Genomic DNA, 25,096 nt, shown 5'->3' on the forward strand with positions numbered 1-25,096 from the left:
CCAAATATTAAAATTTGATTATAAAAAGCATTTGTGAATAAAAATATTAAAGTCGGAATCGTAGGCGCAGGAATACAAGGTGTATCAAATGCTTTGTTTCTACAAAAAAAAGGTTTTAACGTAACTATTTTTGACAGAGACAATCCTGGTACTCAAGCCGCCTCTTATGGAAACGCAGGACATTTTTCACCTTATGCTTCAGTTCCTTTAAATCGCCCAGATGTTCTAGCAGATGTACCTTCAATGTTATTAAGTTCATCAGGACCTTTAGCTTTGAAATGGAATTATGTACCAAAGATGATTCCATGGTTTTTAAAATTCATAATGAATTCTACAACAAAAAATATGATGCACACTGCTAAAAATATGCATCAAATTTTAGATTTAGCATTACCTGCTTATGATGAGCTTTTTGATGAAATTGATTTAGAGGGTTTAGTTGAAAATAAAGGAATTCTATATATTTGGAATGATCAAGATCTTAAAAGCAGAGAATTAGAAATTAAGATAAGAGACGAGCTAGGTGTTGAGCAACAATTAGTTAACAAATCTGAAATTCATGATCTTGAACCACACATTAAACCTTTTTATCATGCAGGTGTTTATTATCCGTATGCAAGACATGCAAGAAATCCAAGAAAGATCCTTTTAAAACTTTTTGATTTATTCTTAAAGAAAGGTGGAAAATTTAATAAGGTAAATATTAAAGATATTAATTTTGATGAAGAAAAACCAGTTTTTAAAACTGAAAATCAAAGTTTTATTTTTGATAAAGTGATAATTGCTTGTGGTGCTTTTTCTAAAAAGTTAACAGATAATTTAGGTGAAAGAATACCTCTAGATACTGAAAGAGGTTATCATGTTCACTTTAAAGGCTGTGATCATTTATTAAGTAGACCAGTTATTTTTTCAAATAGAGGTTTTGGGATTACTCCAATGGAACAGGGTTTAAGAGTAGTCGGAACCGTTGAATTTGGTGGATTAGATAATCCGATATCAAAATCAAGAGTTAAAAACTTAATTGATAATGCCAAATATATGCTTGGAGATTTACCCGAACATGAAGATGAATGGTTGGGATTTAGACCTTCATTACCAGATTTCCTTCCAGTTATGGGTCCATCAAAAAATCATAAAAATGTTTTTTATTGTTTTGGGCACCATCATTTAGGTTGGACATTAGGGCCGATTTCTGGAAAGATTGTTTCTGGAATGATCGCAAACGAAAATACAAATTTAAATTTAGATCCTTATAGTTCATTAAGATTTAGTTAATTTATGCAAAATGTAAGAGCGTACATAATGCTAGTGTGCGCCACACTATTTTGGGCAGGCAATTTCATGGTAGGAAAATTTGCATCTTTTGAAAACATTCCACCAATGTCACTTGTATTCTTTAGATGGTCTCTTGTTTGGTTAATTCTTTTACCTTTTACCTACAAAGAAATAATTAAAAATAAAGTTATAATTATAAATAATTTGCCTTTGTTATTTTTTTTAGCTTTTACAAGTGTTGGATTATTTAATACTTTTACGTATTTATCCTTAGTTCATACCCAAGTAATTAATGCTTCTCTTTTTAATACAGCTATTCCTGCAGCTATAATTTTTTTATGTTTTTTATTTAAAATTGAAAAAACTAACAAATTTCAAATACTTGGATTGATATTATCTGTATTTGGAATTTTATCGATAATTACAAAACTTGATTTAAACGTTTTGTTAACTTTAAATTTTAATAAAGGAGATCTTATAATGATTGGTGGAGTCATTACCTGGGGTTTGTATTCTGCTTTTTTAAAAAATAAAAAATTTACTTTACCGCTTTTAAGTCTGGTTCATGTTTTATGTACTTTTGGTTTAATATTTATATTTCCACAATTTCTTTATGAGTATTCTCAAGGACTAAGAGTTAGTTATAACTCCAATCTTTACTACACTTTGATATATCTGGCATTATTCCCAAGTATAGGTTCTTATTATTGTTGGGCAGGAGCAGTTTCAATCATAGGAGCTAATAGAGCGGGTATTTTTTTATCATTAATCCCTTTTTTTAGTACAATAATGGCAATAATTTTTTTTAATGAACAATTTAAATTTTTTCATTTAATTGGATCAATTTTAATTATATTAGGTTTATTTTTATCAAATAAGAAAGTTCAAAATGCTTAAAGTTGCAATATTAGATGACTATCAAGATGTTTCACAAGAATTTGTGGATTTAAAAAAATTATCTGGAAAATATGAGTTTAAAATTTTTAGCGAACCTTTTTTGGATGAGGCTGATGCCATCGAGCAACTAGCTGATTTTGAAGCACTGCTAATTATGCGTGAGCGAACACCAATAACAAAAAATATAATCGATAATCTAAATGATCTTAAATATATCATCACAAGTGGCTCAAGAAATAAAGCGATTGATTTAGAGGCTGCTAAAAAAAGAAAAATTATAGTTTGTGGTACAGAGATTAACTTTAATCCCACATGTGAATTAACTTGGGCTTTAATATTGGGGTTATCAAAAAATCTTAAAACTGAAATTGATAATATGTACCAAGGCTACTGGCAAACAACGATAGGCTTTGAACTTAAAGGAAAAATTATTGGTTTAATTGGCCTTGGAAGAGTGGGTTCACAGGTTGCTAAAATCGCAAAGGCTTTTGGAATGCAAGTAATGGCTTGGAGTGAAAATTTAGATTTAGACAAATGTAAAGAATTAGATGTACTTCCATGTACTAAGGAAGATTTAATTAAAACATCAGATTATATCTCAATTCATGTTCAAGGTGGAGAGCGTTATAAAGATTGCATAACAATTAAAGAATTTGATCAAATGAAAAAAACAGCTTTTTTAATTAATACTTCTAGAGGTTCAATTGTAAACGAAGATGATTTAATAATTGCTTTATCAACCAATGTTATTCTTGGTGCAGGATTAGATGTTTATGAAAAAGAACCTTTGCCAGAAGGAAATAAATTAAGATTTTTGCCAAATGCATTGTTAACACCTCACATTGGTTATGTTACCGCAGAAAATTATAGCATTTTTTATACTCAGATGATTGAAGATCTTGAAGCTTGTGTTGAAGGGAAACCTTTAAGAGTTATAGAATAAATAATGACAAAAAAAATTAATCCTAATCTTACTGCAGAACAACAATTAGTTTTATTTGAAGAGGGAACTGAACTGGCAGGCACAAGTGAACTTAATCATGAGAAAAGAGAAGGAAGTTTTCATTGTGCTAATTGTGGAGAAAAGTTATTTGACTCAAACACAAAATATGAAAGTGGATCTGGTTGGCCTTCATTTTATCAGTCATTACCTGATGTATTTGAAACTAAAACTGATCATCATTTAGGTTATGCTAGAACTGAATACCACTGTAAAAAATGTGGTGGACATCATGGACATATATTTGAAGACGGACCAGAGCCAACTGGAAAAAGATACTGTAACAACGGTGTTTGTTTAGTTTTTAAGCCAAAATAACCCAATTTTATTTAAATAAAATTATTTTTTATTTTAAAAGATCTTGTAGCTTGTTCTCTTTTTCTAAAGTTCTAACATCATCGTAGCCACCCATATGTTGATCATCAAAGAAAATTTGAGGAATAGTTCTTTTACCATTAGCTTTTCTAATCATCTCGTTCATGGCACCATCAACTGATGCAATATTAATTTCTTTATATTCTACGTTATTTCTAGTTAATAATTTCTTAGCAGCTTCACAGTAATTACAAAGTGGTCCTGTATAGATTGTTACATTTTTCATAGTTTATAAATAATCATTCTTTTTAATTTTACTAGTAATTTCTTTTCTAGAATATTCAAATTTTTTTCTATGTTTTATACTTTTTTGATTAACTCTTTTTCTCCATAATCTGAATGAGGTAGGTTTTACAGATCTTCGCATAATCTTAATAACCTCAGATTCTGTCTTACCAGTCTTTTTCTCTATTTCCTCAAAAGTAATCCGATCTGCCCAGGCGGCCCAAATGATCCAATCCGGGTCATTCACTTCTGGCTCGGGATTTTTAACTCTTGTGATGGGGGTGTGACCTTTTTTTTTCATAAATCCTTTATATTTGAAAAAAATGATTAATGCATTTTTTTTAGAGCATGATATTATAAATTTGATAGTCCATCTTAGCCATCTTTAGCTCCCGGTTTTTTTGGACTATCTTCCTTAAAATGTACCCCTTAAATTATTTCCTATTTTTACAAATAATCCTGTTTTTATTTATTACACCTGGTACCCCTCGAATTGTAATCATTTCATACTCAATGAATTATGGAGTTCAAAAATGTATTTGGACTGCACTGGGAGATATTACGGCAAATTTTATACAAGCTACTTTAGTTATTTTTGTAATAGGCTCTTTTTTTTCAGATAATCCAAATTTTTTAAATATTTTTAAATGGGTTGGAGTAACTTATATTTTATATCTTGCTTATGATCTTTATAAATCAAAACCTAAAGATGTAAGTTCAGATAACATTTCAGCAAAAAGTTTATTTTCTTTTTTTAGAGATGGTTTTTTAGTTGCAGGAACAAGTCCAAAGGCATGGATGTTCTTTCCATTAATATTTCCACAATTTATTGACTTTAATGGAAATTATGTTGTTCAATTCTTTATTTTAATCTCAACTTATATTGTTTTAGATTTTTTATCTTTAATGGCTTACGCTGTGCTTGCTAGAAAATTAATTGTTTGGATAAAAGCTAATCCTAAAGTTATAAATACAATTTCAGCGTGCGTTTTAGTTATTATCGCCATAATTATTGTATTTATGCAAAAGTATTAAGTCGCAACCAGTCATTACCTGCTTGTTTGTTATCTAATTAGGGGTTTTAATAAGTTTTTAATTTAAATTAAATAAAGGAAATAAAATGAAAATCAGAAATATAATTATTACATTAGTTTCTGCAATTGCACTTTTAATTTCAGCTTCAACAGTATCTTTCGCGAAGGTTGTTGGAGATAAAATTGTTTTAGGTGCAGCTGTTTCATTAACTGGAAAATATTCATCAAATGGTGTTCATACTCAAAACGGTTACAATTTAGCTGTTGAGAGAATTAATAGCATGGGTGGAGTTACAGTTGGTGGAAAATCTTACAAGTTTGAAATCATTTATTACGATGATGAGTCAAACTCTGGTAGAGCAGCTCAACTTGCAGAAAGATTAATTAAACAAGATGGTGTTCAGTTCATGCTTGGTCCATACAGCTCAGGCTTAACTAAAGCTATGGCACCTGTAACTGAAAAATATGGAATACCTATGGTAGAAGCTAACGGTGCATCTAGATCGTTGTTTACTAAAGGTTATAAATATTTATTTGCAGTGCTTGCACCAGCAAACTTATATCTTGATGTAGCAATTGACCTTGCAGTTGAAAAAAATGGCGGTAAGCCAGTTAAGATTGCAATGGCGTTTGAACAAGATGCTTTCTCACAAGACGTGAGATTAGGTATCGTAGATGCTGCAAAAAGAACAAAGTCAAAAATCATTATTGATGACAAGTTACCAAAAGAGTTAAATGATATGGCTGCTACTTTATCTAAAGTAAAAGCAGTTAAACCAGATGTTCTTGTGGTTTCAGGTCACACTAAAGGTGCTTTAACAGCGGTTAGACAAATCTCAGAAATGAAAGTTGACGTACCAATGTTAGCAATGACTCACTGTGATGCTGCTAAATTATCTAAACAACATGGTAAAGCTTCTGAGTATGCGCTTTGTGCTTCTCAATGGCATAAATCTCTATCATACAAAGACAAGTTCTTTGGTGGTGGTATGAAATATGCTGGAGATTTTAACGCTAAGTTTGGATATGAGCCTCCTTACCAGGCCGCTGAATCATCAGCTGCTTTATTAGTTTTCAAAGATGCGTTCGAAAGAGCAAATTCTTTTGATACTAAAAAAGTAAGAGATGCTTTAGCTGCAACTGATATGCAAACTTTTTATGGAAACATAAAATTTGCTGAAGGTGGTCAAAACGTATCTAAGCCAATGGTACTTTTCCAAGTATCATGTAACGATGATGGAAGTAAATGTGAAAACAAAGTTGTTGCTCCTACAAAATGGGCATCTGCTGAGTTAGTACACCCAATTCCATCTTGGTCTAAAAGATAATATCTAATATGCAAAATGCTCCCTAGTAATAGGGGGCATTTTTAATTAAAACACTTTAAGAATTTATGGATTTTCTAATTTTCCAAGCACCGATGTTAATGGTTCAAGCGTCAATGGACGGAATACTATTAGGTATTTTGTTTGCATTAATTGCTTATGGAATGGCATTGCAATGGGGAGTAATGAATATAATTAACATTGCTCAAGGGGAATTAGTAATCATGGGTGGATACATTGCTTACTTTATGTATCTTTCTGGAATACACCCAGCCTTTGGAATAATTGTGTCACCAATTATTATGTATTGCGTTGGTTGGGGAATGTACAAACTTGTTATTAATAAAGTTGTAGATAAAGATTTATTTACATCAATACTTGCAACATTTGGAATAAGTATTCTAGCACAACAACTAATGAACTTTGCATTTGGTGCAGACGTTGTGGTTGCTCAATCAAATTTTGGAACAACTATGTTGTTTGATAATATGGTTACAATTCCTAATGCTAAGATATTTTCAGGAGCAGTTTGTGTAATATCAGCAATTATTCTTGTTGTTTATATGAGAAAATCAAAATTAGGTCGCGCAATTAGAGCAACAGCTCAAAATGCAAGAGCAGCAAAGATTTTAGGTGTTGATACTGAAAAAGTTTATGCAGCAACTTTTGGAATTAATGCAGCGTTATGTGGAATAGCAGGTGCTTGTATTGCAATCACATTTACACTTCATCCTTATACAGGTTTGCCTTACACCGTCAGATCTTTTATGATTGTAATTATTGCTGGTTTAGGAAATTTACCAGCAGTAGCAATATCTGGAATGGGACTAGGAGTATTTGAAGAGTGGGCAGATTACCTGCTTGGAACAGAATTTAGAATAGCAGCAGTATTTTCGTTATTAGTAATCATACTGGTTTATAGAAGATTTAAATTATCAAGAAAAAGAGAGTATTTGAAATAATGAAAAAGATCATCTTAATATTAATAACAGTTTTATTTACATCAACTTTATTTGCTGCTGATAAAAAATCAGGAAGGTTTTTTGAGGACCAGCCAGATGTAACAGATGAACATCAAATTCACTTTATATACCTAATACCATCTGATGGTAAAGACAGGGAGCTAGATATAAATGGCAGTATGGAAAATATTTTAGAAAAAGCAAACAATGTAATGTTTGAAGCTACAAAAGCAAATAAAGGTTCTGGAGGTATAGGTAAAAAGTATAGATATGATTATAGAAAAGATGGAAAACTAGATATTACATTTATTAGAACCAGTAAAAATTGGAAAGATTTAAAAGATAAAAGTGTTAATACTCAAATGGGTCATTACTTCCAGCAGGTTGGTGGATTTAACAATAAGAAAAAAACATATTTTTTATGGACAGATGTTAATAAGGGGGATCATGGTGGAGATGCTGGTGTTGGAATAGGTGGAATATTTGTTCAAAGTAATAATAGATCTGGAGATGTAATGAAGCATGAAGAAGCTTTTATAATTATCAATCTTCACGAACTTTTGCACACTCAGTTAATGGGAATTAGATGTATGAAGGGCATGAAAAAAATTCATTATTCAAATCATTCCAGCGGTGGTGATAATCATATGCTTAGCGTTGGAACTAAGTTAAATAAAAATTTATATACTCATAATATTGAAGGATGCCCTCAGTTAAAAGATAGTGTTTATTTAACCCCAACATCAAAAGAACCTTACAATCCTTATGAAATAATGTGTGAAAGAAATCTTGGAAAATACACGCACCCTAAGTTGGTTAAGATAATGCAGAAAGCTAAAAAATCTAACAAGTGGTATAAAAATAGAATTGGACCAACTTGTAATTGGAGAGATTGGACTGGAAAATTTTCAAAATCTGGCAAAAAGTTTGGTTTCTTTGGAGAAATGAATTAATGAATAAAAACACCTTATTATACGCTGGCTTAATAATCTTTGGCTTAGTTGGAGCATTTTTATTCCCAGCTTATAAACTTCAGTTATCATTTCTTTATATTCTAATCGTATTAGCCATGACATGGGATGTTCAAGGTGGCCAAATGGGATACAACACATTTGGAAACATATTATTTTTTGGTATTGGAATGTATGTTGCATCAAGCACTCAAATAGCAATGTTTTTCTCATTAGCGGAGTGGACAGATGCTGGAGGTGAAAAAACTTTTGTTCATACCATCCCACAATTCTTCCAAGGTTTTGGTGTGGGTATAATTTTATCAGGAATAATCCCAATGATTATAGCTGGAGTTATAGGTTATGGAATTTTAGGTTTAAGAGGTCACTATTTTGCTATTTGCACGTTAGCATTAGGAATTGCTGCTGGAGAAATAGCTGGGGGAATAGAAATCATTGGAGCTGGTCAAGGTATGACTGTTCCTGTTTGGCCAAAAGGATTTGGTTCTAACGAGTCTTCATCACAATTTTTATATTACTTAAGTTTTGCTTTAGTGGTTGTAACTTTTATTACTTTAAAGTGGGCATACAGCACAAGGTTTGGATTAGTTCTAAATGCAATAAGAGATAATGAAGACAAAGCAGAAGCAATGGGAATTCATACAATGAGATATAAAATTATTGGTTGGATGGTCTCAGCATTTTTTGTTGGAATAGCTGGTGGACTAATGGGTCATATCAATGGTTATATTGAGCCGACAGAAATAGCATTTGCTGGACCAACTTTTGGAGTGTTCATGGTATTAATGGCAATACTTGGTGGAAAAGGAACTTTATGGGGACCACTTGTTGGCGCAACTGTTTTTCATTTATTTAAAGAAGGTTTTTGGACATACTTTTTGGGTTGGCAGTATGTTGCTTTAGGAGTTTTAATTGTAGTAATCGTTGTTTACTTTCCTGAGGGAATAATGGGATGGTTAAGAGAAAAATACCCAGAAAAATTTGGTGAAACAATTGATGAAGCAGATCGAAAGGCGCAGGTAGAATTAAAATAATGTCTATATTGGATGTAACAGGAGTTAGTAAATCTTTTGGTGGAGTAAAAGCTAACGTTGACATTTCAATGTCTGTTGAACAAGGATCAATTGTTGGATTAATTGGACCAAATGGATCAGGAAAAACAACACTATTTAATTCTATTGTTGGAACCTATCCAATTGACAAGGGTTCAATAAAATTTGATGGAACAGAAGTTTCTGAATTACCTGTACCAGTTGTTGCAAAATTAGGATTGTTAAGAACTTTTCAACAAACAAGAATCTATGGAAAATTAAACTGTATTGAAAATATGTTAATTAGCCATAAGCCTGAAAATGATGGAATTCTTACTGTATTTCAAAAAATACCATCTGATTTAACTGATAAAGCTGAAACTTTATTGAAATTTGTTGGTCTTCACCAAAAAAGAAAGCTTAGAGCAGGAGACCTTTCTTTTGGTCAGCAAAAATTATTGGAACTTGCTATGGCATTAATGAATGAGCCTAAAATGCTTTTATTAGATGAGCCAACAGCAGGAATTAATCCAACATTAATAAATGGAATTATTGATCGTTTGATTAAAGTAAATAAAGAATATGGAATTACTTTATTGGTTATTGAACACAATATGAAAGTGATTATGAATTTAGCTCAAAAAGTTTTCTGTTTAGCCCATGGTCAAATGTTAGCTGATGGAACACCTGAAGAGATTAGAAATGATAAGCGTGTGTTAGATGCTTACTTGGGGGCCCAATAATGTCTAATCAATATGATGTATTAGGAAAAGCACCAGGTGTAGAGGAGTTACAAAAATTATCTCCTGATAATAATCATGTAACGATTAATAAGCTATCTGCTGGTTATGGAAAAATGGAAATTCTTCATGATTTTGATTTACGAGTTAGTAAAGCTCAATCTTTATGTTTGATTGGACCAAATGGTGCGGGAAAATCTACAATCCTTCATTCAATTTATGGTTTTACAAATATTTTTTCAGGACAAATAGAAATTGATGGAAAAGAAATTACAAACTTAACTCCAGCAGAAAAATTAAAGTCATGTGGTATTGCCTATATCTTGCAAGACAATTCTGTTTTTCCAGACATGACAGTGGAAGAGAATTTATTGATGGGTGGTTATATAAAAGAAAATACAGATGAATCTTATCAAGAAGCAGAAAGAATTTTTGAAAAATATGAACGATTAAGAAACAGAAGAAACCAACCAGCAAAAGTTTTATCTGGTGGTGAAAGAAGATTACTGGAAATTTCAAGAGCACTCGTAATGAAACCATCTGTTTTATTAGTTGATGAGCCTTCAATTGGACTGGAGCCAAGATATATTGATATGGTTTTTGAAATTTTAAGAGACCTGCAGATAACAGAAAAAAAAACAATCATATTAGTGGAACAAAATGCTAAAAAGGGATTAGAGTTTGCTGACATTGGATACGTTTTAGTATCAGGGCAAACTGCTATTGCTGGCAAAGGGGATGACTTGTTAAATAATCCTGATGTCGGTAGATTATTCCTTGGAGGCTAATGATTAATAAAGATTTTTTCTTTAGAGGCTTTAAATCTATTATAAAACCTGACAGTCCAGCACTTGCACTTGGTTGCTGCTTCATAGCAATTGGAGCTTTACTTAAAAATTTAGGGTTTAATATTCAGGAAAGTATTTTTTCAACCATGTTGACTTATGCTTTACCTGGATCACTAGTTATGGCTGAGTCATTATTAGTTGGTGCTTCGTTATTAAATATTTTTCTAGCTGTTTGGTTTGTTAATGCTCGATTATATCCAATGGCTGTTTCTTTATTTCCATTAATGATGCACAAAAGTCAACCAAAGTGGAAGTATTACTTCTCATGTCATTTCATTGCAGTGTCAGCATGGCTAATAATGAAAAGTAATTATAAAGACATTGAAAAAAAACACAGAATAGACTTTTGGATTGGAATTGGCTGTGCAACATGGACTACCGCTGTAGTAGGTACATTTATTGGATTTTTTGCATCAGATTATTTGGATAAAAATATGATGATGGGTTTAGCGATTTTAAATCCAATTTATTTTTTATGTATGATGGTAGGTGCAATGAAAACTATCCAAATAGGTGCGTCAGTAATATTAGGTTTGCTTTTGGGGCCAATATTTTATTTTTTATCTCCAGAATGGTCAATTTTACTTGGTGGTGTTGTTGGTGGAACCATTGCTTATTTTGTAGGAGAACTTAATGTCAACTAGTGTAGTTCTTGCAATCTTAGTCACTTCACTTGCAACTTTTTCTTCAAGATTGCTAGGTGTGATTTCATCAGAAGGAATAAAAGAAACTTCGAAATTATTTAGATGGTTTAATTGTTTGGCCTATTCAACTTTAGCAGCCTTGATAGCTAGAACAATTATTTTTCCTGTAGGAGTATTATCTGATGCAAGCTATTTAAGTAGAGCAACAGTGGTATTATTTTGCTTATTTATTTTTTTTATATCTAAAAGAAATTTTGTTTATCCGACTGTAATTTCTGCTATCATGATGGCATTATTAAGCGAGTACTTATAATGGAAAAAATTTCTGGTTTAACAATTTCAGAACATACTAATTCAAAAAGAATAATTAATATTGATCTTGAAAATGAAATTATTGAAAAACTAATATTCCCTTTCAATAAATTTGATTTAACAGCGTTAGAACTTAGACCCTTTACGCGATTCACTATTGCAAAAAGCTTAGATGATTTAACAAATAATAAGTTAAGCAAATTAATGAATTCCATCATTAGAGATAGATCTACAGGTTGCTTTGTAATTGGTCCTAAAAATATTACAGCAAAAATTAATGATAAATTTTTAGTTAAGCTATCTACTGCTATTGCACACTTAATAGGAGTACCCAATCATGACTCGATGGCTGGTAAGTATTATGCGAGATTTGTTGTGAAGCATGAAGATAAAAGTGACTCGTATTTAAGAAAAGCATACAGAAATATGGATCTACACACAGATGGAACTTATGTTAAAGAGGTTACTGATTGGCTGTTAATGTCCAAAATTGATGAACAAAATGTAGAAGGTGGAGAGACTGCAATGTTACACCTCGATGATTGGGAACATTGTGATGATTTATACAATGATCCTGTTGGAAAACAGAATTTCGTTTGGGGCTCACCTAAAAGTAAAAATGTAGATTACAAAGTAGAACATCCAGTTTTTTCATCAGATGAAAATGGCAAACCTAAAATTTCTTATATAGATCAGTTTCCAGAGCCTAAGAATATGGAACAAGGTAATTTTTTACAAAGATTATCAGATGCTTTAGAAGAAAGTAAAAATAAAACTATAACTAAATTACCAGTCGGATCTTCAATAATTGCTAACAATTACTTTTGGTTACACGGAAGAAAACCTTTTAAAGAAAACGAAGAATTAAGTAGAGAATTATTAAGAATTAGAGGCTCTTTTTTTATTAATTAATTCAATATAATCAATATAAAGTATTCAAATTTATGAATTTAGGATTTATAGGCACAGGCAAAATATCATCTTCAGTAATTATTGGTATTTGCACATCTAAAATTTCATTTAATAAGATTATAATCTCTGCAAGAAATAAAAAGATCGCCAGAAGTTTAAAACAAAAATTTAAAAAAATAATTATCGCTAAAGATAATCAGCAAATAGTTGATAAATGTGATTGGGTATTTTTAGCTGTTACACCTATTGTTGGTGAGAAAATAATTAAAGATCTAAAATTTAAATCAAAACAAACAATAGTAAGTTTTATTTCTACAATTACTTTGTCTCAATTAAAAAAAGCAATAAAAGTTAAAGCTAAGATTGTAAGAGCCATACCATTGCCACCAATATCATTAAAAAAAGGGCCAGTGCCGATATGTCCTCCTGATAAAAAAGTAAAAGCTTTCTTTGATAAAATTGGAACTACTGTTGAAATTAAAAATGAAAAATCATCTATTAACTTTTGGTCTACCTCAGGAATGATGGCACCTTTTTATCAACTATTAAATAGTATGACTAATTGGTTAGTTAAAAGAGGAGTCAAAAGAAATAATGCTCAAAAATATATAACATCATTATTCTTAGCATTATCAGAAGATGCAGTTGTAAATTCAAAAAAAGATTTAAAGTATTTAGTAAAAGAGTCACAAACCCCAAAAGGCCTTAATGAACAAGGTGTTAAAGAACTTTCTAAAGCTGGATTTTTCAAGTCATTAGACAAAACATTGAATAGTATTCATAAAAGACTTAGCAAATAAAAATGTCAGAAAATATTTTAGAAATTAGTAATCTATCTAAATACTTTGGGGGTTTAGCAGCTGTGTCTGATTGTTCTTTAAAAGTTAAGAAAGGAACAATAACAGGAATTATTGGCCCAAATGGATCTGGTAAAACCACATTATTCAACTTAATTGCAGGTAATTTAAAATCATCAAGTGGCTCAGTTACTTTTGATCAGGAAAATATTACAGATGTTCCGTCATATGAATTATTTTCAAAAGGATTACTTAGAACTTTTCAAATTGCTCATGAGTTTTCAAATTTATCTGTATTAGAAAATTTAATGATGGTTCCAGGAAATCAATCTGGAGAAAAATTAATGACTGCATTATTAAAACCAAAACTAGTTGAAGAGGAAGAAACATTAGTTAAAGAAAAAGCTAAAGAAGTTGTAGATTTTTTAAACTTAGGTCATTTAACAAACGAACTTGCTGGAAATTTATCAGGAGGTCAAAAAAAACTGTTAGAACTAGGTAGAACCATGATGGTAGATGCCAAATTAGTTTTACTTGATGAGGTGGGGGCTGGTGTTAATAGAACTTTACTTAAAGATCTTGGAACAGCTATTGAAAAGCTTAATAAAGAGAAGGGTTATACATTTTGCATGATTGAACATGATATGGATTTTATTGGTAGATTGTGTGATCCTGTAATAGTCATGGCAGAAGGTTCAGTTTTATTTGAGGGAACAGTTGAAGATGCTAAAAAAGATGAAAAAGTAATAGAAAGTTACCTTGGTAGAGGCTCAAAACTTAAGGATCAAAATTAATGGCATATTTTGAAGGAAATGAAATGACAGGCGGATATGGCAATGGGCCAAATATTATTAATTCTTGTACCGTGAATGTGAACCAAGGAGAGATTGTTTCAATTCTTGGGCCAAATGGGGCTGGCAAATCAACAGCCATGAAAGCTATGCTTGGTTTGCTTAATTTAAAATCTGGATCAGTAATTATAGATGGCAAAGATATTTCAAAATTATCCCCTCAAGACAGAGTAAAAAAAGGAATTTCATTTGTGCCTCAAACTAAAAATGTTTTTGCAGGAATGACTGTTGAAGAAAATTTAGAAATGGGTGCTTTTTTAGTTAATGATGAAATCAAAGATACTATAGATGAAATTTATAATTTATTTCCTATTCTTAAAGAAAAAAGAAATCAATTAGTTGGAGAATTATCTGGTGGACAGAGACAACAAGTGGCTCTTGGTCGTGCATTAATGATCAAGCCAACAGTTTTAATGTTGGACGAACCAACAGCAGGCGTTTCACCAATTGTAATGGATGAGTTATTTGACCATATAGTAAAAGTTAAAAGAACTAATGTTGCTATATTAATGGTAGAGCAAAATGCTAAACAAGCTTTAAATATTTCAGACAGAGGCTATGTCTTAGTAACTGGAGAAAATCGTTATTCAGGAACTGGTCAAGAATTATTAAATGATCCAAGAGTAAGAAGCTCTTTTCTAGGTGGATAATATGGATATTCTGAATTCAATTATACTTTTATTAAATTATATATTTATTCCTGCGCTATCTTATGGTTCTCAATTAGCGCTTGGTGCAATTTTTGTTACATTAATTTATGGAATTTTAAGATTTGCTAACTTTGCAACAGGAGACATGATGTCATTTGGAACAATGGTTACAATTTTATTTACGTGGTATCTGCAATCACTAGGTTTTTCATTGGGAGTTTTGCCAACAGCACTAGTAGCAATTCCATTTGCTATAATGTTTATGATTGCCTACATGCTTTTCATTGATAAGTTTGTTTTCAGATATTACAGAGTAAACAAAAGTCCTCCAGTTCAACTCGCTATGGTAAGTATTGGTGTTATGTTTGTAACTCAAGCAGTTGTAAGAATTATTATTGGACCAGCAGACCAAAGGTTTTTTGACGGACAAAAATTTATTATCAAAGCAGGAGAATTTAAAGAAATGACTGGTCTTAATGAAGGCTTGGCCATAAAGTCTACTCAAGTACTAACTATATTTGTAACTATTGTTTTAGTTTCATTATTATTTTGGTTTTTAAATAAAACGAAAACTGGAAAAAGCATGAAAGCTTATTCTGATAACGAAGATCTGGCATTGCTTTCTGGAATTGATCCAAAAAGAATTGTTATGATTACCTGGATAATTGCTGGAATTTTAGCAACAATTGGGGGAGTTTTATATGGTTTAGATAAAAGTTTTAAGCCATTTACCTACTTTAATAACATGCTTCCAATATTTGCTGCTGCAATAGTGGGGGGAATAGGAAACCCATTTGGGGCATTTTTAGGGGGTTATGTTATTGCTTTTTCAGAAATATTTTTAACTTATGCTTATAAAAAATTCTTTATGTATATTTTACCTGAGAGTATGGAGCCTGAGAGTTTGGTTCAGCTTTTATCAACAGATTATAAATTTGCAGTTTCGTTCTCAATATTAGTCATAGTACTGCTGTATCGACCCTCGGGAATATTTAAAGGGAAAGTCTTGTGAGAAAAAATTTAAATGTAATTGCTGCTTACAGCATCATGATGGGTTTGATAATTCTAGTTGGAATTTTTCAATCATGGAACATAGCTTTATCAATATTTAATATGTGCTTAATTTCAGCAGTGATGACAATGGGTGCCAATATTCAATGGGGTTATGCTGGATTAATTAACTTTGGAATTATGGGATATACTGCCCTAGGTGGACTGGCAGCAGTTCTAATATCTGTAGATCCTGTTCAAGAAGCATGGCGTGCAGGAGGTTTCGATATATTAATGTGCCTATGGTTAATTATAGTAATGGTATTAGCTATTCGATTTATTTTAAAAAATTTTGAAAAATCTAAATTAAGAACTTATGGAATTGCTGGAATTATAGTTGCTGGAATTGTAATTATCAGAATTACTGCTGAACCAGGAATTGAAGCTATTGAAGCAGTTAACCCTGCTAAAACAGGATTTCTTGGAGGTTTTGGATTACCAATTATCTTTTCATGGATCGTTGGAGCTTTCTTTGCAGCGGGTTTAGCTTTTATAGTTGGAAAAGTTGCCTTAGGTTTAAGAGCTGACTATTTAGCAATTGCAACATTGCTTATTTCTGAAATTGTTATTGCAATAATTAAACATGAGGACTGGTTAACAAGAGGTGTTAAAAATGTAATTGGCCTTAAAAGACCAGCGCCATACGAAGTGGATCTTCAAACAACTGATTGGTTTATTAATTTAGTTGAAAAATTTAATTCTGGAAAATTAGCTTTAATTTCTAATTTAGCAGATCGACAGGCTGCACTTAATCAACTTGTTATAGAAGGATCATCAGTATTTGTTAAACTTTGTTATTCTGGACTATTTTTAGTTGTTGTGATTGTCCTTTTAATTTTAACTCAAAAAGCTCTTTACTCTCCTTGGGGTAGAATGATGAGAGCAATTAGAGACAATGAGGAAGCTGCAAATGCAATGGGAAAGAATGTTGTTAAACAACATTTGTTAATTTTCATTTTAGGTTCGGCAATTGTTGGAATAGCTGGAGCCATGTTAGTTACTCAAGATGGATTATTCACACCAGGAAGCTATAGACCCATGAGGTATACTTTTCTTATTTGGGTTATGGTTATAGTGGGTGGTAGTGGTAACAACTTTGGAGCAATATTAGGTGGATTTGCAGTATGGTTTTTATGGATAGAAGCTGCACCAATTGCATTATTTTTAATCAATTTATTCACTTCTGGAATGGCAGATACACACGTTTTAAAAATTCATTTAATAGAAAGTGTTCCTTATTTTAGATATTTAATGATGGGTCTTGGTTTGTTGTTGATAATGAGATATCGACCTAAAGGTATACTTCCAGAGAAAATAGAAATAAAATAACCAATAAATGAAATATATTATATTAGGTGCCGCAATAGCTTGGGCTATGTATATAGCAGACAAGTATATGTTTTAACTAATAAAGTTAAGACCAATATTTTAACAAAGCTCTAAATCAAAATGATTTTATTAGATTATCTAAACTTCGGTCTATTTGAACTTTTTCTAATAAGTTTGATTATACTAGTTGCGTCTATAATTAGAGGGTTTAATGGTTTTGGGTTTTCGGCCACTTCTGTTTCAGGACTGGCGTTTATCTTGCCAGCTATAGAAATTGTTCCAATTATTCTGATACTTGAAGTGGCAATTAGTATTTTTATGGTGCCCTATATTTGGAATAAGATTAATTGGAAATTTGTGTTTCAAATTTTAATAGGTATTGCTATTGGCTCACCAATTGGACTTTATCTTTTAAAAATTTTTTCCTCAAATTTAACTCACTTATTAATTTGTATTATTATAATATTTTTTTCAATTCTTTTAATGAAAGGTTATTCAAATAAAAAAATTGATAATAATTTTATAAAGGTTTTAACTGGGATTATTTCTGGTGCATTGAATGGATTATCAACATTGGGTGGTTTGCCAGTAGCTTTATTTTTACTTATCACAAGTATGCAACCAATTTTTATAAGGGGTTCTTTAGCAGCATTATTTTTTATAACTGATACTTATGCATTTTTTTTAAGTTATTTTGGAGGAATTGTTGATATGACTACTTTGTATAGATCTATTCCACTTATAGTTATTTTACCTTTAGGTGTTTTTATTGGTAATAAATTTTTTGTTAAAAGTAGAGAAGAAACTTACAGAAAAGTAGTTTTTTATTTTTTGATAACCATCTCAGTAATTGGTATTTTTAGAATATTGTATAATTTTTAAATAAAAAAAACCCCCAGCAATTTTCAATGCTGAGGGCTTTAAAATTAAGATATTAATTATCTTTGTTTTTTAGTTTTGAATTTTCCACCTTTAATTTCTTGCTCTAAGAAAGAACCTTCAGCTTCACCAACATTAGTAAAAGTTACTCCAGTTGCACCTTCGTAATTTATCTTTTTACCTTTTGCTAATAAATCTAGTCCTTTTTTAAGCTCACCCGGATAAATTTTTGTTCCAGGAGCGTTAGCAACACCCATTACATTTTTTGCAATTGATGCTCTGTCAGCAGAGTTACCCGCTTGCATTGCTAAAACTATTAATGCAGCTGCGTCGTATGACTCACCTGTGTATGGACCAGAAGAATCAATGCCACCAGCTTTTGCTACTTCAGCAAATACTCCAGCACCTTTTCCAGTTGATCCGGGCATAGTTCCAAAAGATTTATTTAAACCTTTTCCAAATGCATCAACAAGTGATTGTCCAATCATACCATCTGATAAAACAAAAGTATCAAAAGCACCTGAGTCTAATGCAGCTTGAATCATACCTTTTCCACCTTGGTCAAGGTAACCGATTACAGCCATAGCATCACCACCAGCAGAAGCTAATGTTGCAACTTCAGATGAGTAGTCAGCTTTACCATCTTCGTGAGCAGTAACAGCTGTAACTTTAATACCATGAGCTTCAGCAGCAGCTTTATAAACATCTGCCAAACCTTTTCCATAGTCATTATTAGTATAAGTAATAGCTACACTTTTAACTTTTCTATCATTTGTTACGTCAGCTAAAATTTGTCCACCTCTAGCATCAGAAGGAGCTGTTCTAAAAAAGAACCCATTGTCATCTAGAGTTGTTAATCCTGGTGAAGTTGCAGAAGGTGAAATCATTACTACACCATTTGGTACAGCAACATTTGATGCAATCGCACCCGTTACACCTGAACAGTCAGCTCCCATAATTGCTGCTACACCTTGTGAAATAACACCTTCAGCTGCTGCCGTTGCTGCTGCTGAGTCAACACAAGTTGAGTCTGCTCTTACTACTTCAATTTTTTTTCCATCTAATAGTGAACCTGAGTCAGAAGCTTCTTTAAAAGCAAGCTCTGCAGATCCAGCCATAGCTGGTGTTAGAGATTCAATAGGACCCGTAAATCCTAAAATAATCCCCATCTTGATCGCATGTCCGTCTGCCATTACATTTGTTCCAAAACTTGAAACAAGCATAAATGCAGCAATAAATAGTTTTTTCATTATCTTCCTCTTTAATTGTTAACAATATATAAGAATGTAATTTAAATAGGATCTAAAAAATATCAATATATAAATTGATCAGTTTTATTCAAAAATAAGGAAGTCTTTAATATTAATTAATATTATTTTTAATAATTGAGATTTAAATTACAATTCTAGCGACCTTAAAAGCTTCTGCATATTTGCAGCTGTTTTGACTGCCTCTGAATTTAGCAAGTGCTTCCGCAGCATCTGCTGATCTAGAAGGACTTTTTTCATTTATTTGAGATTTGTATAGATTAAGTGCTACTAGCTTGTTTTTAAGTTGTCTGTCAATATTGATAAATAAATCAGGAACAAAGCTTGGCTCAGCTGTTGGAACATTCCAATGTGTTTCAGATAATGTTTCATATAATAAAACATTCTTAGGAGAGTTTTTTTTGACTGGTCTAGAAGCAACAATCGATGAATCAAAAATTATTCTATGGTCAATATGTCTGTCTGGAAATGGAATAAAGATGGTATCAGGATTTCTTTCTTTTATAAATTTATTTATTTTACCGTTAAGTTCTGCAACAGGAACTTCATTAACTTTAGTGGCTGGAATATTTAAAAACTCATAATCTTTGACCCCCAAGTACTTAAAAACTTTTTTGCTCTCATTTAGTGTTTTTCTATAATCATTCTCAGAATAAAGCGGAGGCATATGACCAGAAACTATTAGCACAGAAACTTTTGTACCTTTGCTTGTCATTCTTTTAATTGTACCACCAACCCCCAATGTTTCATCATCTGGGTGGGGAGCTATTATTATTGCTTTTTTTATATCTATTTTCATAAATTAATTATTTTAACTTTTGGAAGTGGCACAATAATTTTTAATTGTTTAATTTTATTTTTTTTCAACTTTTTAATTATATCAGATGCAAAATTCCATGCAAAAACAATCATCACATTTGGTTTATTGGAATAAATGTTTTTAAAGGGTTTAATTTGCACATCTGTTTCAGGAATATATTTATTAATTTTTAATGAATTGTCCTCAATTGTATAATTTATTGATCCATGTTCTAGTTTGGCTAATTTTAATAATAAAGCAGCCTTAGTTGGTGCTCCATAACCAATTATTTTCTTATTATTTTTCAAATCGTCAAGAATAATTTTTCTTAGTCTTTTTATGTTATCAAATATTTTTTTTTGCCAATTTTTTAAAAATAATTTATTATTAATTACTGATTTTTTCTCATTTAACAAAAATCTTTTTGGTTGTTTTAAAATTTTATTTTTACCATCTTTTTTACATAAAATACGAATTGACCCACCCTGTATTTTGTTTTCACTAATATGAATAATGCTAAAACCTAACTTAGACAAATATTGTGTTATTGGTCTAGCGTGATGATAGTCTAAATGTTCGTGGTAAATTGTGTCAAAGTAATTATTTTTAAGAACTTTCAAAAAGTAGCCTACTTCAAAACAAAAATATCCATCTTTTTTTAGCAAGTAGTAGATATTTTTAAAAACATCTTTAATATTTCCTATATGAGCAAGTACATTGTGACTTGTAATAAAATCTATTTCTCCATAAGTTTTTTTAATTTTATTTGCATTTTTTTTATTGAAAAAGTTATTTATAGTTTTTATTCCATTTTTATTAGCGATTTGTGCTGGCAATTTTGCAGGATCTATTCCTAATACATTTATTTTTTTTTCTTTAAATGGTTTGAGACAAGTACCATCATTAGATCCAATATCTAATACAAGATCATTTTTTTTTATTTTGCATTTTTTAATTATCCAATTTGAGTATTCTTTAAAATGTTTTACAAAACTAGGAGCAATACCACTTAAATATGTATAATTTGTTGCATACAACTTAGAGGGAGCAACCTCAAAGCTTAATTGAAAATGTTTACATTTTTCACATCTTAATAATTCTAGCGGATAAGTTGAGCTTTTTAAGGATAATTTTCTATTATGCGATAAATTATTACCAATAGCTGTTTTTCCAAAATTAATTATTTTTTTAAGATCATTAGACTCACATAGCCTACAGTTTTTGATGAACCCTGATTTATTCATAAATCATTTTGAACAAATTTATTTATTTGAATGTTCTTTCAAAAGTTCAGTAATGTTTTGTTCATTTACAAAATCAACTCGTACTGTATCTTTTTCATAAGTTTCCTGGTCTCTTGGATGAAGACTGCTGACAATTAAACTTGTCGTAACAGGAAAGTATGTTGCATGTATTTCATTTGGGGGTGTGAAAATATTTTGTCCTTTAGTAACTTTCAAATATTCTATTTTTTCGGAGCTTTTTTTTTAAAAAAATAATCAATTTCGCCTTCTAAAACGTACATGTAATGAAAATCTTTTAAATGATAATGATTAGATCTAATTGATCCAGGCACACATGTTATGATTGAGACATTGCTTATTTTATCATCAACAATTGATAAAATTTGACCTCTAGGATCTTTACTTCTTGATGTATTAGGTACAATTATAGTTGTGTCAGATATCATTTTATTTAATGTTCTTTATATTATTATACTGCATATTCAAGTTTTCCAGTGACTTTAAGTTGTTTAACATTGAAAAATTTCTCTCTTCTTGAGAAGAAAGCCAATATTTATTATTCTTTTTAAACATATTACAGAAATTATTACCTTCATTTATAATATTTTTTTTAATTTTAGAATTTACAAAACTTTCAATGATTCTTTGGCCACTTCTACCATAAAAAAAAGGTTTAAAAGAATAAAAATCATTTTCATTGAGAGATAAATCAATTTTATTCATATAATCTTTGTTTACCCCAAACTTGCCTGTAATTTTGGTTGTTTTTTGAATACTACTGATTTCAAAAAATTCTTTTCTTGGATGACCATAATTTTTTACTGATATTAAATTAAATTTTATTTTTCCATATAAGTCATTAATTAATGAGATTAAATAAGAACCTATATCAAACAAATTAGTTGAGTAATTTGTGTTTTGAGTTCTAAAAGTATTAATTGGAATTTTTGGTATTAAAAAAAAAATATTTATTTGGTTTATTTTTTTTTTTTTTGAAACCAGATTTTTAAAAATTTTTTGTAAGTATTAGAATATTTGTACATAAAACCTTCAACAAAAAACAAATTATTTTTTTTTGCCAAATATATGATTTTTTTTAGATTATCAACAGATATTGCAACAGGTTTTTCAATAAATAAATTAAAACCATTTTTTAAGATTTTAAGTGCTTGAGTAGAATGAATTTCTGGAGGAGTACATAAAATAAAAATAGTTTTTTTTGGAACATTGTTTAAAGCATCTTCTAAGTTTTTATATTGATAAAAATTTTTATCTATTTTCTTTTTTTTACTAACAATTCCAATAATTTCAGAACCAATTTGCAAAATTGAGGGTATTATCTTATTCTTTGCATGTTCACCATATCCAACAATACAATATTTGCGACTATTCATAATATTTAATTTCTTCTAATTACAAAAAATTGAATAAAAAAATATAAAATCAATGTTAATATTAGAGAAATTGTAATAAATTTTAAAACTGAAGCATAATTAATTGGAACAATAAAAATACTGACAATAAAAATTATCGAGGCGCACACTATTTGGGGCAATAGATATATCTTATTTTTATATTTTTCCTCTAATTTATGATATATATGGTGATAATTTCTTGTTAAAAGTGACTCTTTTAAATACACTCTCAATAATAGAACATAACTTACATCAACCACAAGAAATAAAAAAGGTATTGCCAAGTATGCAGCACCATAATCCAAAAAAAGAATACTTTTTATTATTATTAAATTTATTACAGATGAAATAACAAAACATCCGGAGTCCCCAAAAAAAATATTGTTAGGTATAAAATTAAACAGCATAAATCCTAGAGTAAAACCAAGCAGTACAAGTCCCAAATACTCATAATTTTTTTCAAAAGTGAATAAAAAAATTAAAACAAAACTTAAAATAATTGTGAATATTGAGATATTTAAATCAAGTCCATCATAAAAATTAATAATATTTGTTAGAAAAATATTTAGAAAACCTGAGCAAACTATAATAATTAAAAAATTATGACTATATATAACGTTATTCTCTAGCAGGGTTAAGAATGCAATAGTCGATCCACAAAAAAACTGGATTAATAATCTCAGTATAAATGAAATATGTTTTGTATCGTCAATCCAATAAATAGAAGAAAATAAAAGCATAATACTTAAAACTTTAATATCAATTGGAGGAGATTTTAAAAAATATGAGTAAATTAAAATAAAATAAATCAATAAATAACCATATCCTGTTGCAATTCTTTTTAAAAAAAATGTAGACCAAATTTTTTTATATATAAAACACAATATTGTTGAAAATATTAATGAACTGATAAGAACAGCTATATTCATTTAACTCTATTATATTAATTTAACAAGTTTTCATTAACTATTTGATGCTATTTAAGAATATATTAACGATACTTTTTTTGGTAAAGTGTTTCAAATAGTATTGATAAGAGTTATCACCCATGATCATTCTATCTTTTTCACTTAATTGTAATGCTTTTTTATACATTTGAATAGTTGTATTATTGTTGATTTCATCACAAGTAACTCCAGCATTAATTTCTTCAATTAAATCTTTTGGTGCACCAGATGATATGCATATTATAGGTTTGCGATTCATAAAATAAGATTGCACTTTACTTGGTATTATTAAACCCTGCCTGCCAATTGATTTTAAGCTAAGAATAAAAAAATCTGAGCTAGAGTATATCTTTTTTAAATCATCTCCTGATAACCACCCATGCCACTTAATATTATCTTGAGCATATTTTTTTGAAAGTTCAGTTAATAAACTTCCATCTCCACACATATTCAAAATTGAATTTTCTAAGTTTGCCTTCGTAAAGCATCTAACTATCATATCTATATTTTGAGCACTGCCCATATTTCCTATATATGAAAACTCAGTTTTCTTTTTTAATAGTTTGCTTTCAGAATAGTTAAGTGAGCCTTCATCTCTTATGGGATTATAGAGTGTTATTACTTTAAAATTTTTATTAAAGTTATTCAGATAATTAGTCAAAGATTTAGACTCACAAAATAAAATATCACATAAATTCCACATATAATTTTGTAATTTCAAAACAATATTTTTTAAAGTATTGTTTTTGATACCAACAGTAGTCTCAATTGCTTCTGGCCAAATATCTTGCACCCATTGAGAAGATTGTGTATTTAAAATTTTAGAAGCTAAAAACCCTATGTAACCAACAAAAACAGGTGATCCACAAAATGTTAAAATGTGATCATATTTATTTCTATTAAATAAACTAAAAAAAAATAAAAAAATAGATGACGAAAAAAAAAAGGATATATAAAATAAAAAAATTGAAATACCTGAATTCGAAGTTCTTGGTATAATTGGTAATCTAGTTATATTTATATTACCATTTCTTTGCTTGTATGGTCCTAAAAAGTTGAAACCATCATAAAATTTATAATTTCTATAATTTGGCAAAGAAGTTATAATTTTTACTTCTTCAATCTCTTTTCTTCCTGCTAACTCTTCAATAAAATTATTAATAGGGAATGGTTCAGGATTGTAATAGGGCGTAAAAATTATAATTTTTTTATTATTATTTTTATTTTTGATCATTATTTTTTAAATAAAATTACAATTAATTTAATTTGAATTATATTAGTTTATAAAATAAGTATACACTGCTCATTACAATAAT

General features: G+C 30.0%; 31 protein-coding genes. 20 read left to right on the forward strand and 11 right to left on the reverse strand.

Annotation, left to right across the window (positions count from 1 at the left end; translation table 11 throughout):
• Positions 1-33 precede the first annotated feature (33 nt).
• Genes ACIJYG_RS01275 through msrB form a run of 4 tightly spaced genes read left to right on the forward strand, consistent with a single transcriptional unit; the run spans position 34 to position 3,490 of the window.
• Positions 34-1,275 carry an NAD(P)/FAD-dependent oxidoreductase gene (locus ACIJYG_RS01275; RefSeq protein WP_435088657.1) on the forward strand — a complete coding sequence of 414 codons (1,242 nt, stop codon included), beginning with the start codon at positions 34-36 and terminating at the stop codon, positions 1,273-1,275.
• 27 nt (positions 1,276-1,302) lie between these two features.
• Positions 1,303-2,172, forward strand: coding sequence for a DMT family transporter (locus tag ACIJYG_RS01280; protein WP_435098820.1), 870 nt, complete (start codon positions 1,303-1,305; stop codon positions 2,170-2,172).
• Positions 2,165-3,115, forward strand: coding sequence for a D-2-hydroxyacid dehydrogenase family protein (locus tag ACIJYG_RS01285; RefSeq protein WP_435097600.1), 951 nt, complete (start codon positions 2,165-2,167; stop codon positions 3,113-3,115). Before ACIJYG_RS01280 ends, ACIJYG_RS01285 begins: the two co-directional genes overlap by 8 nt.
• Before the next feature lie 3 nt (positions 3,116-3,118).
• Positions 3,119-3,490: a peptide-methionine (R)-S-oxide reductase MsrB gene (gene msrB, locus ACIJYG_RS01290; RefSeq protein ID WP_435088659.1), complete on the forward strand. Its 372-nt coding sequence runs from the start codon at positions 3,119-3,121 to the stop codon at positions 3,488-3,490.
• Positions 3,491-3,518: 28 nt separating this feature from the next.
• Here msrB and grxC read toward each other — a convergent pair whose 3' ends face one another.
• Positions 3,519-3,773, reverse strand: coding sequence for a glutaredoxin 3 (grxC, locus tag ACIJYG_RS01295; protein ID WP_435097603.1), 255 nt, complete (start codon positions 3,771-3,773; stop codon positions 3,519-3,521).
• Positions 3,774-3,776: 3 nt separating this feature from the next.
• Positions 3,777-4,073, reverse strand: a complete 297-nt coding sequence (locus ACIJYG_RS01300) for a TIGR03643 family protein (protein ID WP_435097606.1) — start codon at positions 4,071-4,073, stop codon at positions 3,777-3,779.
• Between the two features lie 119 nt (positions 4,074-4,192).
• On the opposite strand from ACIJYG_RS01300, the gene ACIJYG_RS01305 reads away from it, so the two are divergent.
• From ACIJYG_RS01305 to ACIJYG_RS01380, 16 genes are all read left to right on the forward strand, one after another.
• Positions 4,193-4,807, forward strand: a complete 615-nt coding sequence (locus ACIJYG_RS01305) for a LysE family translocator (protein ID WP_435097609.1) — start codon at positions 4,193-4,195, stop codon at positions 4,805-4,807.
• Positions 4,808-4,892: 85 nt separating this feature from the next.
• Positions 4,893-6,134, forward strand: coding sequence for an amino acid ABC transporter substrate-binding protein (locus tag ACIJYG_RS01310; RefSeq protein ID WP_435097612.1), 1,242 nt, complete (start codon positions 4,893-4,895; stop codon positions 6,132-6,134).
• Positions 6,135-6,199: 65 nt separating this feature from the next.
• A complete protein-coding gene (locus tag ACIJYG_RS01315) occupies positions 6,200-7,093 on the forward strand; it encodes a branched-chain amino acid ABC transporter permease (protein ID WP_435097615.1) in 894 nt (297 codons plus the stop codon).
• Positions 7,093-8,046 (forward strand): hypothetical protein, encoded by a 954-nt coding sequence (locus tag ACIJYG_RS01320; protein WP_435097618.1) that lies wholly within the window; start codon positions 7,093-7,095, stop codon positions 8,044-8,046. The genes ACIJYG_RS01315 and ACIJYG_RS01320 overlap by 1 nt, the downstream gene beginning before the upstream one ends.
• Positions 8,046-9,098 carry a branched-chain amino acid ABC transporter permease gene (locus ACIJYG_RS01325; RefSeq protein WP_435097621.1) on the forward strand — a complete coding sequence of 351 codons (1,053 nt, stop codon included), beginning with the start codon at positions 8,046-8,048 and terminating at the stop codon, positions 9,096-9,098. The genes ACIJYG_RS01320 and ACIJYG_RS01325 overlap by 1 nt, the downstream gene beginning before the upstream one ends.
• Positions 9,098-9,838, forward strand: coding sequence for an ABC transporter ATP-binding protein (locus ACIJYG_RS01330; protein ID WP_435088665.1), 741 nt, complete (start codon positions 9,098-9,100; stop codon positions 9,836-9,838). The genes ACIJYG_RS01325 and ACIJYG_RS01330 overlap by 1 nt, the downstream gene beginning before the upstream one ends.
• Entirely contained in the window at positions 9,838-10,623 is a 786-nt protein-coding gene (locus tag ACIJYG_RS01335; RefSeq protein ID WP_435088666.1) for an ABC transporter ATP-binding protein, read from the forward strand. The genes ACIJYG_RS01330 and ACIJYG_RS01335 overlap by 1 nt, the downstream gene beginning before the upstream one ends.
• Entirely contained in the window at positions 10,623-11,327 is a 705-nt protein-coding gene (locus ACIJYG_RS01340) for an AzlC family ABC transporter permease (protein ID WP_435097624.1), read from the forward strand. The genes ACIJYG_RS01335 and ACIJYG_RS01340 overlap by 1 nt, the downstream gene beginning before the upstream one ends.
• A complete protein-coding gene (locus ACIJYG_RS01345; protein WP_435097627.1) occupies positions 11,317-11,640 on the forward strand; it encodes an AzlD domain-containing protein in 324 nt (107 codons plus the stop codon). The genes ACIJYG_RS01340 and ACIJYG_RS01345 overlap by 11 nt, the downstream gene beginning before the upstream one ends.
• Positions 11,640-12,551 carry a glutarate dioxygenase GlaH gene (glaH, locus tag ACIJYG_RS01350; protein ID WP_435097630.1) on the forward strand — a complete coding sequence of 304 codons (912 nt, stop codon included), beginning with the start codon at positions 11,640-11,642 and terminating at the stop codon, positions 12,549-12,551. Before ACIJYG_RS01345 ends, glaH begins: the two co-directional genes overlap by 1 nt.
• Before the next feature lie 32 nt (positions 12,552-12,583).
• Positions 12,584-13,351 carry a pyrroline-5-carboxylate reductase gene (locus ACIJYG_RS01355; RefSeq protein ID WP_435097633.1) on the forward strand — a complete coding sequence of 256 codons (768 nt, stop codon included), beginning with the start codon at positions 12,584-12,586 and terminating at the stop codon, positions 13,349-13,351.
• 2 nt (positions 13,352-13,353) lie between these two features.
• Positions 13,354-14,142, forward strand: a complete 789-nt coding sequence (locus ACIJYG_RS01360) for an ABC transporter ATP-binding protein (protein ID WP_435097636.1) — start codon at positions 13,354-13,356, stop codon at positions 14,140-14,142.
• Positions 14,142-14,849 carry an ABC transporter ATP-binding protein gene (locus tag ACIJYG_RS01365; RefSeq protein ID WP_435097639.1) on the forward strand — a complete coding sequence of 236 codons (708 nt, stop codon included), beginning with the start codon at positions 14,142-14,144 and terminating at the stop codon, positions 14,847-14,849. Before ACIJYG_RS01360 ends, ACIJYG_RS01365 begins: the two co-directional genes overlap by 1 nt.
• Before the next feature lies 1 nt (position 14,850).
• Positions 14,851-15,861, forward strand: a complete 1,011-nt coding sequence (locus ACIJYG_RS01370) for a branched-chain amino acid ABC transporter permease (RefSeq protein ID WP_435086468.1) — start codon at positions 14,851-14,853, stop codon at positions 15,859-15,861.
• Positions 15,862-15,896: 35 nt separating this feature from the next.
• A complete protein-coding gene (locus ACIJYG_RS01375; RefSeq protein WP_435098823.1) occupies positions 15,897-17,228 on the forward strand; it encodes a branched-chain amino acid ABC transporter permease in 1,332 nt (443 codons plus the stop codon).
• A 120-nt stretch (positions 17,229-17,348) separates the two neighbouring features.
• Entirely contained in the window at positions 17,349-18,110 is a 762-nt protein-coding gene (locus tag ACIJYG_RS01380) for a sulfite exporter TauE/SafE family protein (RefSeq protein ID WP_435097642.1), read from the forward strand.
• Positions 18,111-18,166: 56 nt separating this feature from the next.
• Here ACIJYG_RS01380 and ACIJYG_RS01385 read toward each other — a convergent pair whose 3' ends face one another.
• From ACIJYG_RS01385 to ACIJYG_RS01425, 9 genes are all read right to left on the reverse strand, one after another.
• Positions 18,167-19,357 (reverse strand): ABC transporter substrate-binding protein, encoded by a 1,191-nt coding sequence (locus ACIJYG_RS01385; protein ID WP_435097645.1) that lies wholly within the window; start codon positions 19,355-19,357, stop codon positions 18,167-18,169.
• 142 nt (positions 19,358-19,499) lie between these two features.
• On the reverse strand, positions 19,500-20,174 hold the full coding sequence (locus ACIJYG_RS01390) for a PIG-L deacetylase family protein (protein WP_435097648.1): 675 nt from the start codon (positions 20,172-20,174) through the stop codon (positions 19,500-19,502).
• Positions 20,171-21,418, reverse strand: coding sequence for a class I SAM-dependent methyltransferase (locus ACIJYG_RS01395; protein ID WP_435097651.1), 1,248 nt, complete (start codon positions 21,416-21,418; stop codon positions 20,171-20,173). The genes ACIJYG_RS01390 and ACIJYG_RS01395 overlap by 4 nt, the downstream gene beginning before the upstream one ends.
• An 18-nt stretch (positions 21,419-21,436) precedes the next feature.
• Entirely contained in the window at positions 21,437-21,634 is a 198-nt protein-coding gene (locus ACIJYG_RS01400; RefSeq protein WP_435097654.1) for a hypothetical protein, read from the reverse strand.
• Positions 21,635-21,639: 5 nt separating this feature from the next.
• Positions 21,640-21,864: a hypothetical protein gene (locus ACIJYG_RS01405; RefSeq protein ID WP_435097657.1), complete on the reverse strand. Its 225-nt coding sequence runs from the start codon at positions 21,862-21,864 to the stop codon at positions 21,640-21,642.
• A gap of 1 nt (position 21,865) precedes the next feature.
• Positions 21,866-22,315, reverse strand: coding sequence for a hypothetical protein (locus ACIJYG_RS01410; protein WP_435097660.1), 450 nt, complete (start codon positions 22,313-22,315; stop codon positions 21,866-21,868).
• A gap of 80 nt (positions 22,316-22,395) precedes the next feature.
• The gene (locus ACIJYG_RS01415; RefSeq protein WP_435097663.1) at positions 22,396-22,812 is read right to left on the reverse strand and encodes a Gfo/Idh/MocA family oxidoreductase; all 417 of its coding nucleotides are present in this window, start codon (positions 22,810-22,812) and stop codon (positions 22,396-22,398) included.
• A 5-nt stretch (positions 22,813-22,817) separates the two neighbouring features.
• On the reverse strand, positions 22,818-23,762 hold the full coding sequence (locus tag ACIJYG_RS01420) for a hypothetical protein (protein ID WP_435097666.1): 945 nt from the start codon (positions 23,760-23,762) through the stop codon (positions 22,818-22,820).
• 37 nt (positions 23,763-23,799) lie between these two features.
• Positions 23,800-25,014 (reverse strand): glycosyltransferase family 4 protein, encoded by a 1,215-nt coding sequence (locus ACIJYG_RS01425; RefSeq protein WP_435097669.1) that lies wholly within the window; start codon positions 25,012-25,014, stop codon positions 23,800-23,802.
• Between the last annotated feature and the right edge of the window lie 82 nt (positions 25,015-25,096).

The sequence above is a fragment of the Candidatus Pelagibacter bacterium nBUS_27 genome (genome assembly GCF_051200985.1).
Classification (GTDB): domain Bacteria; phylum Pseudomonadota; class Alphaproteobacteria; order Pelagibacterales; family Pelagibacteraceae; genus Pelagibacter.